Annotated in this window: 12 protein-coding genes and 1 tRNA gene; 5 read left to right on the top strand and 8 right to left on the bottom strand. The window is 65.6% G+C overall.

From position 1 onward, the window contains the following. Nucleotide 1 precedes the first annotated feature (1 nt). The 4 genes from J2751_RS00625 to J2751_RS00610 all read left to right on the top strand — a co-directional run bounded on the left by J2751_RS00625 (nucleotide 2) and on the right by J2751_RS00610 (nucleotide 4,743). A complete protein-coding gene (locus tag J2751_RS00625; RefSeq protein WP_209482524.1) occupies nucleotides 2-2,521 on the top strand; it encodes a PAS domain S-box protein in 2,520 nt (839 codons plus the stop codon). Nucleotides 2,522-2,680: 159 nt separating this feature from the next. Continuing rightward, nucleotides 2,681-2,755, top strand: a tRNA-Met gene (locus J2751_RS00620). Nucleotides 2,756-2,870: 115 nt separating this feature from the next. Beyond that, nucleotides 2,871-3,482: a translation initiation factor IF-2 subunit beta gene (locus J2751_RS00615; RefSeq protein ID WP_209482523.1), complete on the top strand. Its 612-nt coding sequence runs from the start codon at nucleotides 2,871-2,873 to the stop codon at nucleotides 3,480-3,482. Between the two features lie 85 nt (nucleotides 3,483-3,567). Then, nucleotides 3,568-4,743, top strand: a complete 1,176-nt coding sequence (locus J2751_RS00610; RefSeq protein ID WP_209482522.1) for a M24 family metallopeptidase — start codon at nucleotides 3,568-3,570, stop codon at nucleotides 4,741-4,743. 57 nt (nucleotides 4,744-4,800) lie between these two features. Here the strand turns inward: J2751_RS00610 and J2751_RS00605 are convergent, their stop codons facing one another. From J2751_RS00605 to J2751_RS00570, 8 genes are all read right to left on the bottom strand, one after another. After that, nucleotides 4,801-4,953 (bottom strand): hypothetical protein, encoded by a 153-nt coding sequence (locus J2751_RS00605; protein ID WP_209482521.1) that lies wholly within the window; start codon nucleotides 4,951-4,953, stop codon nucleotides 4,801-4,803. Between the two features lie 86 nt (nucleotides 4,954-5,039). Further along, on the bottom strand, nucleotides 5,040-7,430 hold the full coding sequence (locus tag J2751_RS00600; protein ID WP_209482520.1) for an ATP-dependent DNA helicase: 2,391 nt from the start codon (nucleotides 7,428-7,430) through the stop codon (nucleotides 5,040-5,042). Nucleotides 7,431-7,526: 96 nt separating this feature from the next. Further along, on the bottom strand, nucleotides 7,527-8,186 hold the full coding sequence (locus J2751_RS00595) for an HAD family hydrolase (protein WP_209482519.1): 660 nt from the start codon (nucleotides 8,184-8,186) through the stop codon (nucleotides 7,527-7,529). A gap of 226 nt (nucleotides 8,187-8,412) precedes the next feature. Next, nucleotides 8,413-9,459 carry a diphthamide biosynthesis enzyme Dph2 gene (gene dph2, locus J2751_RS00590; protein ID WP_209482518.1) on the bottom strand — a complete coding sequence of 349 codons (1,047 nt, stop codon included), beginning with the start codon at nucleotides 9,457-9,459 and terminating at the stop codon, nucleotides 8,413-8,415. A gap of 252 nt (nucleotides 9,460-9,711) precedes the next feature. Next, nucleotides 9,712-10,638: an amino acid ABC transporter permease gene (locus J2751_RS00585; protein WP_209482517.1), complete on the bottom strand. Its 927-nt coding sequence runs from the start codon at nucleotides 10,636-10,638 to the stop codon at nucleotides 9,712-9,714. After that, complete coding sequence (locus J2751_RS00580) at nucleotides 10,638-11,384, bottom strand: amino acid ABC transporter ATP-binding protein (RefSeq protein ID WP_209482516.1); 747 nt, start codon at nucleotides 11,382-11,384, stop codon at nucleotides 10,638-10,640. The genes J2751_RS00585 and J2751_RS00580 overlap by 1 nt, the downstream gene beginning before the upstream one ends. Beyond that, nucleotides 11,381-12,199, bottom strand: coding sequence for an amino acid ABC transporter permease (locus J2751_RS00575; RefSeq protein ID WP_209482515.1), 819 nt, complete (start codon nucleotides 12,197-12,199; stop codon nucleotides 11,381-11,383). The genes J2751_RS00580 and J2751_RS00575 overlap by 4 nt, the downstream gene beginning before the upstream one ends. 1 nt (nucleotide 12,200) lies before the next feature. Further along, entirely contained in the window at nucleotides 12,201-12,998 is a 798-nt protein-coding gene (locus tag J2751_RS00570; RefSeq protein WP_209482514.1) for a basic amino acid ABC transporter substrate-binding protein, read from the bottom strand. A 219-nt stretch (nucleotides 12,999-13,217) separates the two neighbouring features. Here J2751_RS00570 and J2751_RS00565 point away from each other — a divergent pair, with 219 nt between their 5' ends. Beyond that, nucleotides 13,218-14,123: a transcriptional regulator TbsP domain-containing protein gene (locus J2751_RS00565; protein WP_209482513.1), complete on the top strand. Its 906-nt coding sequence runs from the start codon at nucleotides 13,218-13,220 to the stop codon at nucleotides 14,121-14,123. Nucleotides 14,124-14,135: the final 12 nt, after the last annotated feature.

The raw sequence follows: 14,135 nt of genomic DNA, 5'->3' as shown, positions 1-14,135 counted from the left end.
AATGAGTGACGTGAACGACAACGGGGACGGCACACGAGTGTCGCCGGATCCGTCCATGCCGGTTCGCGTGCTCCACGTGGACGACGAACCCGACTTCGCCGACCTGGCGGCGTCCTTCCTCGAACGGTCCGACGACCGCTTCGAGGTGATTCCGGTGACCAGCGTGTCGGAGGCGTTCACGACGATCGGTTCGAAACGTATCGACTGTATCGTCAGCGACTATGACATGCCGGAAACGAACGGGATCGAGTTCCTAGAGACCGTCCGCGATCGCTACGGGGAGGTCCCGTTCGTCCTGTTCACGGGGCGGGGCTCCGAGGAGGTCGCGAGCGAAGCCATCTCCGCGGGCGTGAGCGACTATCTTCGAAAAGAGAGCGGAACCGACCAGTTCTCGGTGCTCGCGAACCGGATCGAATCCGTCGTCTCGCGAGCACGAGCCGAGAAGCAGCTCGAAGCCCATCTCGGGCAGATGACGGACGCGTTCTACGCGCTCGACGCCCAGTGGCGGTTCACCTACGCGAACGCCCGAGCCGAGGAGATGCTTGACCGGGACCAGGAGGCGATCCTCGGCGAAGTCGTCTGGGACGCGTTCCCCGAAACCGTCGGGACGAGGCTCGAAACCGCCTATCGTGAGGCGATGGATATCGGAGAGCCACGGGAGTTCGAGTTTCGGTACGATCCGCTGGACACCGACTTCGAGGTCCACGCGTACCCCTCCGACACCGGACTCTCCGTCTACTTCAGAGATGTCACCGACCGAAAACAGCGAGAACGGGAGCTCGAGGAGGTCTCAGAGCGCCTCTCGCTCGCCATCGAGGGAGCGGACGTCGGGGTATGGGACTGGGACCTGCCGGCCGACACGGTGACGTTCGACGAGGGGTGGGCCGCGATGCTCGGCTACGATCTCGACGAGATCGACGACGACCTCTCCGCGTGGGAGGAGCGCGTCCATCCCGACGACGTCGACGACGTCTGGAGCGTCTTGGAGTCCCATCTCGAGGGCGAGACGGAGTTTTATGAGTGTGACCATCGGATGCGAACGAAGTCGGGCGAGTGGAAGTGGATCCGGGACCGCGGTCGCGTCGTCCAGCGCGGCCCGGACGGCGAGCCGCTGCGGGCGGTGGGAATCCACATCGACGTGACCGAACGGAAGGAGCGCCAACGCGACCTCGAACGCTATCGTCGCATGGTGGAGGCGATGCCGGAGTCGGTCTGCCTGTACGACGAGGACGGACGCTTCGCCTTCGTAAACGACTATCTCGCGGAGGCGTACGGCGTCGAACGGGAGGCGCTGCTCGGCACGGAGAGTCGGTTGGTAGACCAGATCCGGGAGTCGAGCGAGGGGGACCCGTTCGCCGAACTCGTCGCGGGCGAGCGAGACGTCCTCGCGGACACGACCGAGATCGATCTTCCGGACGAAACCGTGGTCATCGACTACCGGTTGAGCCCGATCTGGGTCGGCGGCTCCTTCGACGCCGTGCTCGGTATCTCCCGGGACGTGACGGAGGCGCACCGCCGCGAGGAGGCGCTCGAACGCACCTCCGCACGGCTGGAGGCGCTGTTCGAGCGATCCCCGGACATGATGGACATCCACGACGTGAGCGGTAAGATCGTCGAGGTGAACCAGTCGCTGTGTCGCGAACTCGGCTACGACGAGGACGAGCTGGTGGGGATGTCCGTCCAAGAAATAGATACGGGGATGGATCCATCGGACGCCCCCGGACGGTGGAAGGGACTCGGCGTCGACGAGACGGCTCGCGTGGAGACGACGTATCGACGGGCGGACGGCTCGGAGTTCCCGGTCGAGGTTCACGTCCGTCGCATCGATGTCAACGGGGAGGACCGGTTCCTCGCGAGCAGCCGGGACATCACTGATCGACGGGCGTATCAGCGCCGGATCGAGCGGGAGAACGAGCGGCTCGACGAGTTCGCGAGCATCGTCTCACACGACCTTCGGAACCCGCTCAACGTCATTTCCGGGTTCATGCGGCTCGCGCGGGAGACCGAGGACCTCTCGTATCTCGATCGGTGTGAGCGCGCGGCCGACGACATGGAACGGCTGATAGACGACGTTCTCACCCTCGCGAGACAGGGCCGGGCGGTCGGCGAGCTGGAGCCGGTCCCTCTGATCGAACTCGCGCGGCGGTGTCGCGGCAACGTCGACGCGGAGGCGTTCGAGCTCGTCGTCGAAACGGACTCCGTGATCGAAGCCGATCCCGGACGACTCCGACAGCTGTTCGGAAACCTGTATCAGAACGCGGTCGACCACGGTGAGTCGCCGGTGACGGTGACCGTCGGCGATACCGAGGAAGGGTTTTACGTCGCGGACGACGGTCCCGGGATCCCGGCGGAGCGACGCGATCGCGTCTTCGAGAGCGGATACACGACCTCGGACTCCGGGACGGGATTCGGTCTGGCGATCGTGGACGGGATCGCCGACGCACACGGCTGGGAGGTGTCGGTACACGAAAGCGAGACGGGTGGCGTCCGGTTCGAGTTCGACGGCGTCAAACGGGAGTAGTCGTCGAAGACAGGGGACTCCGCGAGCCCCGTCGAACGCCGCCACACTCGGAGCGTTCGGATCCGGAGACGACATCGTATTTAAATACTATGCGACAGATAACCGCACACGGGCGGCGGGATCAGAACCCTTAACAGTTTACCGAGGTTTGTTCACGATAGCGGGATGGGATAGCCAGGAGATTCCGCCGGGCTCATAACCCGGAGATCGGTAGTTCAAATCTACCTCCCGCTACTTCTCTTCGACCTCTGTCGACGAACATGTGGCGTAGACGTCGATGGCCGCCAACTCTCGCGGATCGTCGATCCGACCCGGAAGCGATTTCCGTCGCCCTATCGTTCGGTCGCGTATGGAATACGAATCGAGTCTCGACCGCGCGATGGACGCGGTTCCGGATTTCGGCGGGTCCGACGAACGACTGAGCGTTCCCGATCCCGAACACCAGAAGGATGGCGCGTTCACCCGGCTGACGAACCTCTCGGCCATCGCGGACGCGCTCTCCCGCGACCCCGAGCACGTCCACTCGAAGGTCCAACAGGAGCTCGGAACGGCCGGCCAATATGAGGACGGTCGCGCACGATACAGCGGAAACTTCCGTGAACGCGACTTCCAGGCCGCGATCGACTCGTACATCGAGTCGTACGTCACCTGCTCGGAGTGCGGGCTCCCGGACACACGCTTGGAGACGGAGAACCGGACGCCGATGCTCCGCTGTGAGGCGTGTGGCGCGTTCCGTCCGGTCGCGAAACAGACGACCTCGAACACCCAGCGGCAGGAGGAGGCCATCGAGTCCGGCAAGACGTATGAGCTGGAGATCGTCGGCACCGGCCGGAAGGGCGACGGCGTCGCTGAGCGCGGCGAGTACACGGTGTTCGTCCCCGGCGCACAGGAGGGCGACACCGTCCGCGCGTACATCAAGAACGTCTCCGGAAACCTCGCGTTCGCTCGCCGCGAGAACTGACGGCCACAGCGTTCACGACGTGTTTCGTCGTTCGCTAACCCTCCGCTACCCGACCGTTTATCCGACCGTTCGCCGGATCGGTCGTATGGCGACACGTCTCCCCGACACCGAGTTCGGCGACCGTCTGGCGGCGGTTCGCGACCGGCTCTCGGACACCGATGCCGACGCAGCCGTCTGGTTCGGCGCGACCTCGATCGAGTATCTCTCCGGCTTCCATCACATCCAGACGGAGCGTCCCGTCGTCCTCGTGGTTACCCAAGAGCGGATCGAGATAACCGTTCCGCGGCTTGAGGTCGAGCGCGTCGAACCGAACCCGCGTATCGACCGCGTTCACCACTACTCCGACTATCCCGGCGGAAAGCCGATCGAGGTCGCCGTCGGGATGCTGCGGGGACTCGGCGTCGGGTCGGTCGTCGCTGACTCCGACGGAGCGCCCGGGGTGATGGGGTACGAGGGACCGGCCCTTTCGGAGTTCCTCGATGTCGAGACGCAGTCGTGGGTCGACCGCATGCGCTGGGAGAAATCCGACGCCGAGGTCGACCTCATCCGCGAGTCCGCGAAATGGGCCAACCTCGGGCACCGACATCTCGCCGACTTTTCCGAGCCGGGCGCGCATCCCGCGACGGTGTCACAGCGCGCGTCAATGGAGGCGTCCCGCGCAATGCTCGATACGCTGGGTGACACCTACAGCGTCCGGGTGCGAGGTGACGGGCCGGTCCACGCGGGCTACATCTCAGGCAGGGAGACGGCGCTCCCGCACGGTCACACTCCGAACGAGCGGCTCTCGGAGGGCGATGTCCTGATTACCGGCGCGAGCGCGAACGTCGACGGCTACCGGTCCGAGTTGGAACGAACCATGTTCGTCGGCGACTACACCGACGAGCAGGCACACTACTTCGATCTGATGTACGAAGCTCAGGAGATCGCTGTCGACGCGCTCGGTCCGGGCGTACCCCTCGCTCACGTCGACGAGGCCGTCAATGATTACTTCGAAGAGCAGGGAATCACGGAGCTCGCACGACACCACGTCGGTCACAACATCGGGCTCGGCGGCCACGAGCCGCCGTACATCGATGAGGGGTGGGGCGAAGTCGCCGACGGCGACGACGCCGTAATGGCTCCCGGACAGGTGTACACCATCGAGCCCGGGATCTACACCGACGAGTACGGCTACCGTCACTCCGACACGATCGCCATCACCGAGTCGGGGATCGAGTGGCTCACTCACTTCCCACGGGACATCGAGTCGAACGTCATCTAAACGCGGTCGCGACGGGGACGATGAAAAAAGGACGAATGAAGCCGACGAATCGGCCGCTCAGTCCACCCGTTCGACGACGATCGGATGTGCGGTCTCTCCGGCGTGTCGGTCCGCGTAGTCGTTTGCGGCGTCGACCGTATCGAACACACGTTCGGCCGTACACCGACGACAGACGACGTGATATCGCTCGCTTTGCCCTGTGGTTTCCATGGACGTCCGATCGATGCCGGACGCCATAGTTACGCGCCGGCTACCGAGCAGGTACGACCGGCCTGTCGGCATGACCGACACCAGACTCAACGGTCGGTATCGAACCGATCGAGTGCGACGGATAGCATGTCCGTGCTCACGGGCTGGAACTCCTCGCGCTCATGTTCGGGGAGATACTCCCGAACGCCGTTCCACGAGTCACGAGCGTAGCGTGCGTCGAGGAGGACCCGCACACCCCGCTCGTCGGGACCACGGATCACTCTGCCGATCGCTTGGCGGGCCTTCCGAACCGCGGGGACGGTGAGAGCCGTCTCGAACCCGGAGTCGAACCGTCGGTCGTACGCGGTGATCACCGCTCGGGTCCGGGGACGGGCGGTGTTGATGATCGGGACGCCACAGACGACCGCGGCGGCCAGCCGGTCCCCGCGGTAGTCGACCCCCTCCGTGAGGGTTCCGCGGAGGCTCGTCACGAGCACCTTCCCGTCGCCGGCGAAGAACGCGTCCTTCAGCGACTCCGTCTCGCGGTCCCCGGAGGACTCGTCGAGGAGCACGGGTTTGTCGAGGCGGTCGTCGAGCGCCTCAGCCAGCCACGCCGCTTCCGCGTAGCTCGGCGCGCCGACCAGGACGTTCCCCTCACGACGGGCGACGGTCGCCGTTGCGTCGAGATATGCCAAGCGCGTTTCGTTCCGTTCTCCGGGCGCGCCGCGGTTGTCGTGGGTGAACTTCGGCGCGTCGACTGCGAGGCTCGCGCGGTTCTGGGAGGGAAACCCCAGTCCGTAGGTTCGCTCGACGACGGGTCGTCCCCGCTCGGCGAGGTGGTCGAGCCCGGTCACCTCCCGGAACACATCCATCGGTTCGAGGGTCGCGCTCATCACCACGCCGCCGCCGAACGCTCCGAGCCGCTCGCCGATCGGCTCGCTCGGGAGGCAGTTGTACAGCGCCAGACTCCCGTTGTACGCCCGCCGCCAGGAGTCCGGCGGGGCCGTCTCGTCGTGGGTCCGTTCGAGATCGATCGCACGGAAGAAGTCCTCGTGGCCCTCGCGATACCACGCGTTGAGCGTTCTGCCGACTCCCGGGGCTGCCCGTTGCTTGTCCTCGTCCGCGAGCGTGTCGAGGACACGCTTGACGATCGCGCCGACCGCGGGTGCCCGCGACCAGACTCGGTCGTCGTATCCCTCCTTGGCCGCCCACGTCGTGATCCCGTCCTCGCCGGGCTCCTCCGGATCTCGAAGCGGGATCTCGTCGTCGTCGAGTTCGCGCATCGACGCACGCCAGTCGGGGTATTCGCGGTCGAGATGCGTGGTCACGCGCCGGTCAAGCTCCTCGCGGAGGTCCGAGTAGAACTCCCGGATACGCTCCAGCTCCTCGAGGTCCACGTCGCTGTCCGCTAGCTCTCCGCGGACGAGATCCGCGTCGTCCGACTCCGCGCCCTCCGTCTCGAAGGAGAGCGGCTGGACGACGCGAGTGATCTCCGAGACGGCGTCCCTGAGGCTGGCGTCGGCGACCGCGTCGCTGACGAGATCCCGGACCCGTGGTTCGAGCATGTGCGCCTCGTCGCAGACGACGAACGTCGAGTCATCGAGCAGCGCGCCGGTGAACGTCCCCGTCGTGACCGGGTCGAAGGCGTGATAGTAGTTCCCGACCACGACCTCGACCTCGGGGACGAGCGCACCCATGATCGAGTGTGGACAGGAGCCGTGGCTCGCCGAGAGTCGAACGAGCTCGTCGGAATCGACGTGACCCAACTCGGTGATGTCGAACGGGACCGCCTCCGCGGGGTCGCCGCCGTCCTCCGGAACGTCGTCGAGAAAGCCCGCGTAGAAGGGGCAGAACTCGGTCCCCTCGAACTCCTCGGTGTCCGGACGGTACGGGGTGGGCTCGCCGTCGACAGAGAGGTAGTCGGCCGCGGGCGCGTCGACCGGCGACGACGCGCCGTCGTCGGCCGCCCTGGTCCCGCCCCCGGAAGCAGACGATCCCGAGTCCAGCAGCCCGACCTGCTGGCTCCGTGCCTCGCTCACGAGGTTCGACGTCGTGGTCGCGCCGCCGTCGCCGACGAGGTTCCGGGTCCGCTCGCGGAGCCCCTCACACCGCTCGTACACGTTCTCGCGGTCGATCCCGCCGCGGTTCTCCCGAGCGTACGGGCAGACGTCCGCCTTCCCGACGAGGGTGAGCCCGGAGACCGGATCGTAATCGTCCGGCAGATTCGCGTTTATCGTCTCCAGGTCCGTCTCGAACTGGCGCAGTTGCTGTTTGACGCTAGTGAGCACGAACACGCGCTCGAAGTCCGAGTCGGGATCCCGGACGCGGTCGATCCCGGCAGTTAGCGCCAGCATCGTTTTGCCGGTTCCACACGCGCCTTCAAGCGCGAGGAACCCGCCGTCGCGCGCGGCCTCGATGGCGGCGTCGATGCCGTCGGCCTGTTCGGGGTACGGCTCCTCGTGGCCGAACACGTCGGCCCACGGTGGGTCGGCTGTCACTACGCCGGGGTTGTTCCCCGTCGAGTTTAACGTGTCGGGATCCGACGGCGGAGCGAGCAGGCCTTCCGAGGTTGGAATCGGGGCTGTTCGGGCGTATCAGCCGGAACAGACGTCGAAGAGATCGTCCAGCGAATCTATCTCCCACGTCGGCCAGACGTTGAGTTCCCAGTCGCGGCGATGGGGGCGACGGATGAACGCGGAGTCGACGCCCGCGTTCTCGGCGGCCTTGATGTCGGACTCGTTGTCGCCGACGAACAGCGCCGACCCGGCATCGAGGTCGCCGAGGGCCTGTTCGAGGTAATGCGGGTTCGGCTTTCGTAGCTGAAGGCTATGGATCGTCGGCTCACGACCGTAGGCCGCGCCGAACTCCTCGAACCCCTCGAAGTGATCGATCAGGAAGTCGACCGTCGCCTGCTGGTTAGAGGAGACGATCCCCATCTTCACGTCGAGGTCCTGAAGCGTGTCCAAGTCGTCGTACGGTGTTTTCCGACCCGCACGCGCCTCCTGCTGTTGGGCCTTCGAGACCACGTCGTCACGGGTCCGCCAGAACGATCCCGGATCGAGATCGTACGTCTGACAGACGGTACCGACGCTGCCGGGGGTCGCACCGATGGTCATGCGCTCTACGTCGTCCGGATCGGGCTCCTCGACGCCGCACTCCTCGAACGCGTCCCGGGTCGCATCCCGGAGCACGTCGAAGCGCGTGCGGCCTACGAGGACACCGTCGTTGTCGAACACGACGGTATCGTACGTCATACAGTCCGGAGTCGCTCAGTACTTAAAAGCGTTTCACCAAAGCCGTCCTAGTGTCACCGGATCGTTTATATATGTCCGCCTCGCGTCCCGCGGTATGCGCGTCAGCGTCATCGGCGGGAGCTCAGTCGGACCGGAGACGGCGGCAGTCGAGTACGTCGAGAAGGCGTTCGATTCAGTTTAAAAAGGCGGTCGACAGTCAGTCAGCGGTCCGTCGTCTCGACCGGCGTTACCAGGTGTCGTGGAACGTGTCGAACTCGATGGAGTCGAGCGGCTTCTCGCCGATCGCGGCCTCGTACTCGCCGGGAGTCAACATCGGCTTGTGGAACCGCGGGCCGTCGTCGGTCGTGATCCGCGGACAGCCGGTGTTGACGAACGCGTCCATGTCGAAGTTGCGGAGGCGGTCCGGCGTCACCTCGTCCATCGTGATCAGGTAGGCGTTCTCGTTGTTCTCGACTATCTCCTGAGCGGTCTCCCAGCGACCCTGTCCGATCTTGGTACAGAAGATGACTCCCCATTTTTCTGCGCCCATCGCCTTGTGAACCGAGGCGTAGCGCTGCTTGAGGAACTGGTCATGTTCGGCGACCGAGACCGCGTTGTTGACGGGGTCCGCGATGACGACGCGTTTTTCCGGGTGTTCCATCGCCAGTCCGACCGGATGGAACTTCCCGCCGCCGACGTACAGCACCTGATCGGCCGGGATATCGGCTGAGGCGTAGTTACAGCCGAGCACCTGTCCCTCCTTGGTGAGCCGGTCGTCGCCGCGGCGTGTGTGGACCTCGTAGCCGCGCTCCTCCAGCCAGTCGGTCATCTCCCCGAAGCGGTTCATGTGCTGGGCCGTCGTGACGAGCCCCACGTCGGCGTCCTCCTCCGGAGGCGCGAGCTCCTCCGCCAACGCGTCTTCCATGATCGGGAACGGGTCGACGTTCGAGAACAGCGGCACGTAGACGATGCTGTCGGACTCCTTCATCGGCGTGTGCCCGAAGTGGACGAACACGTCGGTCCGTCGCATCAGGTACGTGTCGAGATCGCACGCGCCGTAACACGGCTGACCCGACAGCATGAACGTGACCTCGTCGGGCGCGGCCGCCCGGAGGTCGTCCGCGACTTTCGGGCCGCGGCGTTTGAGCCCCTCGGGGAACTGGAGTCCGACCTTCGTCGCGTCCCGCTCCTCGATGGCCTCGACGATCCGGTCGAGTTCGTAGTCCCACTCTCGATCGTGTTTCAGGGCCATCCCCGTTTTTGTGAGATCGCCCTCCGTTGACTGACCACTCATATGAAACCGAATTACGGCCCGGAACGGTTAAACCGCGCGTTCCCGGGAGCGGGTACGTACGTGGGAACCGTCCGCATGGAGTCCGCCGTCGTCGCTGCTCGTCGAGAACCGGTTGGATCGAGAGGGGGAGTGAGTCCATCGGGATGATGTCGCGGTCGTTCATGAGGTATCGAGTGGTGTGTGTCCAAGCAAACGATCGCGGAGCGTGGTACTGGATTCGGACCGCTCGCGGTGATCAGGCTTCGGGGCGCACTACCGTCCTCGATCAGCACCGAGGCCGGGGATCGCGACGCGTGCTTCGACCGCTTCCATGAGCTTCGACGCCGTGAGCACCAACGCGAGATACGCGAGACCAGTCACCGCGAAGATGAGCGTGTAGCGAAACGTCGACGCCGCGATCTGGTCGGCTCGGTAGTACAGCTCCGGGACCGTAATGAACGCCGCCAGCGACGAGTACTTGATAAGATAGATGAACTCGTTCGTCCACGAGGGGATCGCGTAGCGCAGTCCCTGCGGCAGTACCACGTAGTATATCGTCTCCACCCTTGAGAGCCCGATCGCGCGACCGGCCGTGATCTGTCCCTCCTCGACGCTCTCCAATGCGCCCCGAATGTACTCCGCCTGATAGGCCGCCCCGTTGAGCGTGAATCCGAGTATCGCGACCCAGACGACGTTTCGGGGGAACACGCCGGAGAGCGCTCCGGGAACGTACGCGCCGAGGTTCAACCCGAAGTGGAGCACGAACAACTGTGCCAGAAGCGGCGTCCCGCGGAGTAGCTCGGTGTACCCGAGCGAGAGGTACGCGGAGTAGCGGCCGTACACTCGTGTGACTGCCAGTGGTACGGCGATGAAAAAGCCGATAAACAGACTCACCGTCGTAATAACGATCGTGAGCCACGCCCCGCGGGCGATCTCCGGCGAGATGCCGACGGCGAAGCCGATCGGCTCCGCATACGCAGCGAGGCCGGGAAGCGTGGCCAGCGCCGTCTCGACCGTCGCCGGCCGAACGAACGGCTCGCCGACCGGCACGACGACGCCGCCGAGCCACCGGTTCAGCCAGCTCGCGACGAGCCAGCCCCAGAACAGCGCCCCGGCAGTGACGAGGAGAACCCGACCGACGGAGAGGTCGGACTCGGCCGCACGTCGACGGATCGCCGCGGGTTGGGTCGCGCCCGCCATCAGTCGTGGCTCGCGATCCGGTCGAGGAAGCGGTCGGTCCGCTCCTTTTCGGGGTTCTCGAACAGCTGTTCGGGCGGCCCACGCTCGACGACCCGTCCCGCGTCGAGGAAGACGATCTCGTCGGCGACCGCGCGGGCGAAGCTCATCTCGTGGGTGACGACGAGCATCGTCATCCCGGCTTCGACGAGGTCGTGCATCACCTCCAACACCTCCCCGATCAGCTCGGGATCGAGCGCGCTCGTCGGCTCGTCGAACAGCATGAGCTTCGGCTCCATCGCGAGCGCCCGCGCGGTGCCGACCCGCTGTTGTTGGCCGCCGGAGAGCTCCGCCGGGTACGAGTCGAGCTGGTTACCGAGTCCGACGCGTTCGAGCTGGTCGGTCGCCCGGTCTCGCGCCTCAGCCTTCGATAGTCCGAGCACACGCTGTGGACCGAGCGCGACGTTGCCGACCGCGGAGAGGTGTGCGAACAGGTTGAATCCCTGAAACACCATTCCGACCTCACGCCGGAGATCGTCGACATCGGTGCTCGGAGCGAGCACGTCCTCGCCGTCGAGCCGGATCGATCCCTCCTGTGCCTCGGCGAGCCGGTTGACACACCGGAGCATCGTCGACTTCCCGGATCCGGACGGTCCGATGAGCACGGTGACGTCCCCACGATCCATCTCGAACGACACGTCGTGAAGCACCTGCTCGTCGCCGTACCACTTCGAGACGTCGGTCACCTCGAGGAACGACTCGTCAGTCACGCGGCCTCACCCTCGGGGATGGCGTAGCGGTCGCCGAGATAGTCGAGCGCGCGGTTCGTGGTGAACGTGAGGACGAAGTAGATGGCACTGATGACGAGGATGACTTCCAACACTGCGGTGGTTTGTTCGGCGAACAGGTCGTACCCGCGGGTCAGAAGCTCCGCGAGCCCGATCGCGAACACGATGCTCGTGTCCTTCAACACGATGGTGAACTCGTTTTGAAATCCCGGGATCGACCGCCGGAGCGCCTGCGGTACGACGACGTGTCTGACCGCCTCGAACTGTGACAGCCCGATCGCCCGTCCGGCCTCCAGCTGCCCGTCGTCGACGCTCGCCAGCGAGGCCCGGAATATCTGTGACTGGTAGGCCGCACTACGGAACCCAAGTCCGAGAATTCCGGCCATGACTGCCGAGGAAAGCGTATAGACGCCGAGGTTTACTTGTGGTACCCCGATGACGAAGTAGACGACGACGAGGATGACGACGATCGGCGTGCCACGGAGCACGACGCCGGCCGCCGAGACGAGTCGCTTGAGGATCCCGTCGCCGTACACTTCGATCGCGCCCGCCGGGAAGCCGACGACGAACCCGAGGAGGATCGATGCGACGGTGAGCCCGATCGTGACCAGCGTACCGCCGAGCAGGTAGTCCATGTTCCGGAACACGAACGCCCAGTCGTCGACGGCATCCCCTTGGAACGGGACGGTGGCACTGCCGACCACGCTCGTGCCGGCTTCGATCCCGCTGATCGAACCGGCGGTAACGCTATCGGCCGCGACGACTGCGACGAGCGCCAGCGCCGCACCCACGGACATCCTACTCCTGCCCGAACCAGCGGTCGGTTATCTCCGCATAGGTGCCGTCGTCGCGGACGGCCGCGATCCCGTCGTTGAGCGCGCTCTGGAACTCCGATTCGCCCTGCCGGAGGCCGAACCCGAACTCCTCGCCGGTCTCCTCGATGAACGCGATCTCGACGTTCCGCTGGGCCGCGAACGTCTCCGCGACCGGGAGGTCGATGACGACGGCGTCGATGTTGGCGTTCTCGAGGTCTTCGACCGCGAACACGTAGTTGCCGTACGAGGAGTAGTCGTCCTCGTCGATAATCCCGGGATCGATCAGGTTCTGACTCACCTGGTCCGCGCCGGTGGTTCCGGACTGTGCTCCCACCGGGCGGCCCTCGAAGTCGGCCCACTCGGTCGGCTGGAAGTCGCCGCCCTCGCGAACGAGGACCGCTTGGTCCGACTCCCAGTACGGATCCGAGAAGGCGATCGTCTCCTGCCGGTCCTCGGTGATAGTCATCGCGGCGGCGATGACGTCGATCTCCTCGTTCGCGGTGAGCGCAGGGATGAGCCCGTCGAACTCGAAGGTTTCCCATTCGCCGAGCTCGTAGTCAGTCTCGCCGACGACGGCTTCGAGCAGATCGATGTCGAAGCCGATCAACTCGCCGTCCTCGCGCATCTCGAACGGCGGAAAGCCGGGTGCCGTCCCGGGCGTGATAACGTCGCTCTCGTCGCCGAGACAGCCGGCGACGCCGGTCAGCCCGACCGCGCTTGATGCGCCGGTCAATTTCAAGTACGTCCGCCGGGTGATGTCCGTTTCCGTGCGGTATGACATACCCGTGCGAGACGCGGGAACGATTTTAACCTTTCCTCCCGGCATCGAGAGCCGATCGATCGTGTACCCGCCCGCTCGTACCGGTCACGGCCGTCAAGCGAGTCAGCGGAAACCGGCCCGTGAGACCACGGATGGATCGAGGTTGGATCGGCGTTCGTCACCCCCGAGGTGATCACCTCGGAGCGTCACGCTTAATCCCGGCGGCCCGAACTCGGACGCATGCCCACCGGCCCGTCCGTCCAGCTCGCCGACGGGTCGATACCCCTCGCCGAGCGCTCGGATCCGCTACTCGTCGATCCCGACCCACCGCTTCTGGCCGCCGTGATCGGGACCTACCGTGACGCGTACCCCGATATCGTCGATCCGGATCTCGACGCTCTCAGGGACGCCGCCGCCGAAGAGACGGGGCCTCTGACGGACACACCGGATCTGCCGACGCTCACGGTGCTCGCTGCCGAAGGCGTGGTCGACGCCGTTACGGACGGGTTCCACGCGAGTAGCCGCCTCGCAGCGCTGACCGAACCGGGCACGGTCGATCTCCTGACGCTCGCGGAGCCACAGCCGAACGTCGTCCTCGCCGGGGAAGCGACGGGCTGCGTGCTCGTCGAGGACGACGGAGACGACGTGGATGAGACCCCGATCGACGAAACGCGGTCGCGACACCGCGTCGGCGACGACCCGAGCCTCCGGGACCGGTACGTCGGCGTCGTCGACGACGCCCCCGCGAATCGGCTCCGGACGCCGAGTCGACACCGGATATATGACGCGTTCGTCGAGCGTTGTGGGCCGATGGTGGCCGACGACGTGATCCGTATCCTCGATGCCGCCCCCGACCTCTCGGGCGACGACGTCGTCGGTCCACGGATCCGCGCGTACGTCGTCGGCGCTCGTCACGGCGTCCTCGATCACGATCTCCGGCGGGGCTGTGAGGACGCCGGACTCGGGAGCCCCTCCACGTTCACGCGGGTGAAGCGACAACTGATCGACGCCGGACTCGTGGACACCGAACGCGTTCCGCAGCCGGTCGGCCGCCCCCGAGAGCGGATCGTCGCGAAGCCGGCGCTGGCGCAGCCACCGCTCTCGACGGTTGCGGAACCGATACGCGCCGCAGTTAAAAACAGGTAGCCGATATCTGTA

The organism is Halorubrum alkaliphilum (genome assembly GCF_017873815.1).
GTDB classification, from domain to species: Archaea; Halobacteriota; Halobacteria; order Halobacteriales; family Haloferacaceae; genus Halorubrum; species Halorubrum alkaliphilum.
The sequence above is the reverse complement of the archived record's forward strand: the minus strand, read 5'-3'. Positions and strand labels throughout refer to the sequence as shown.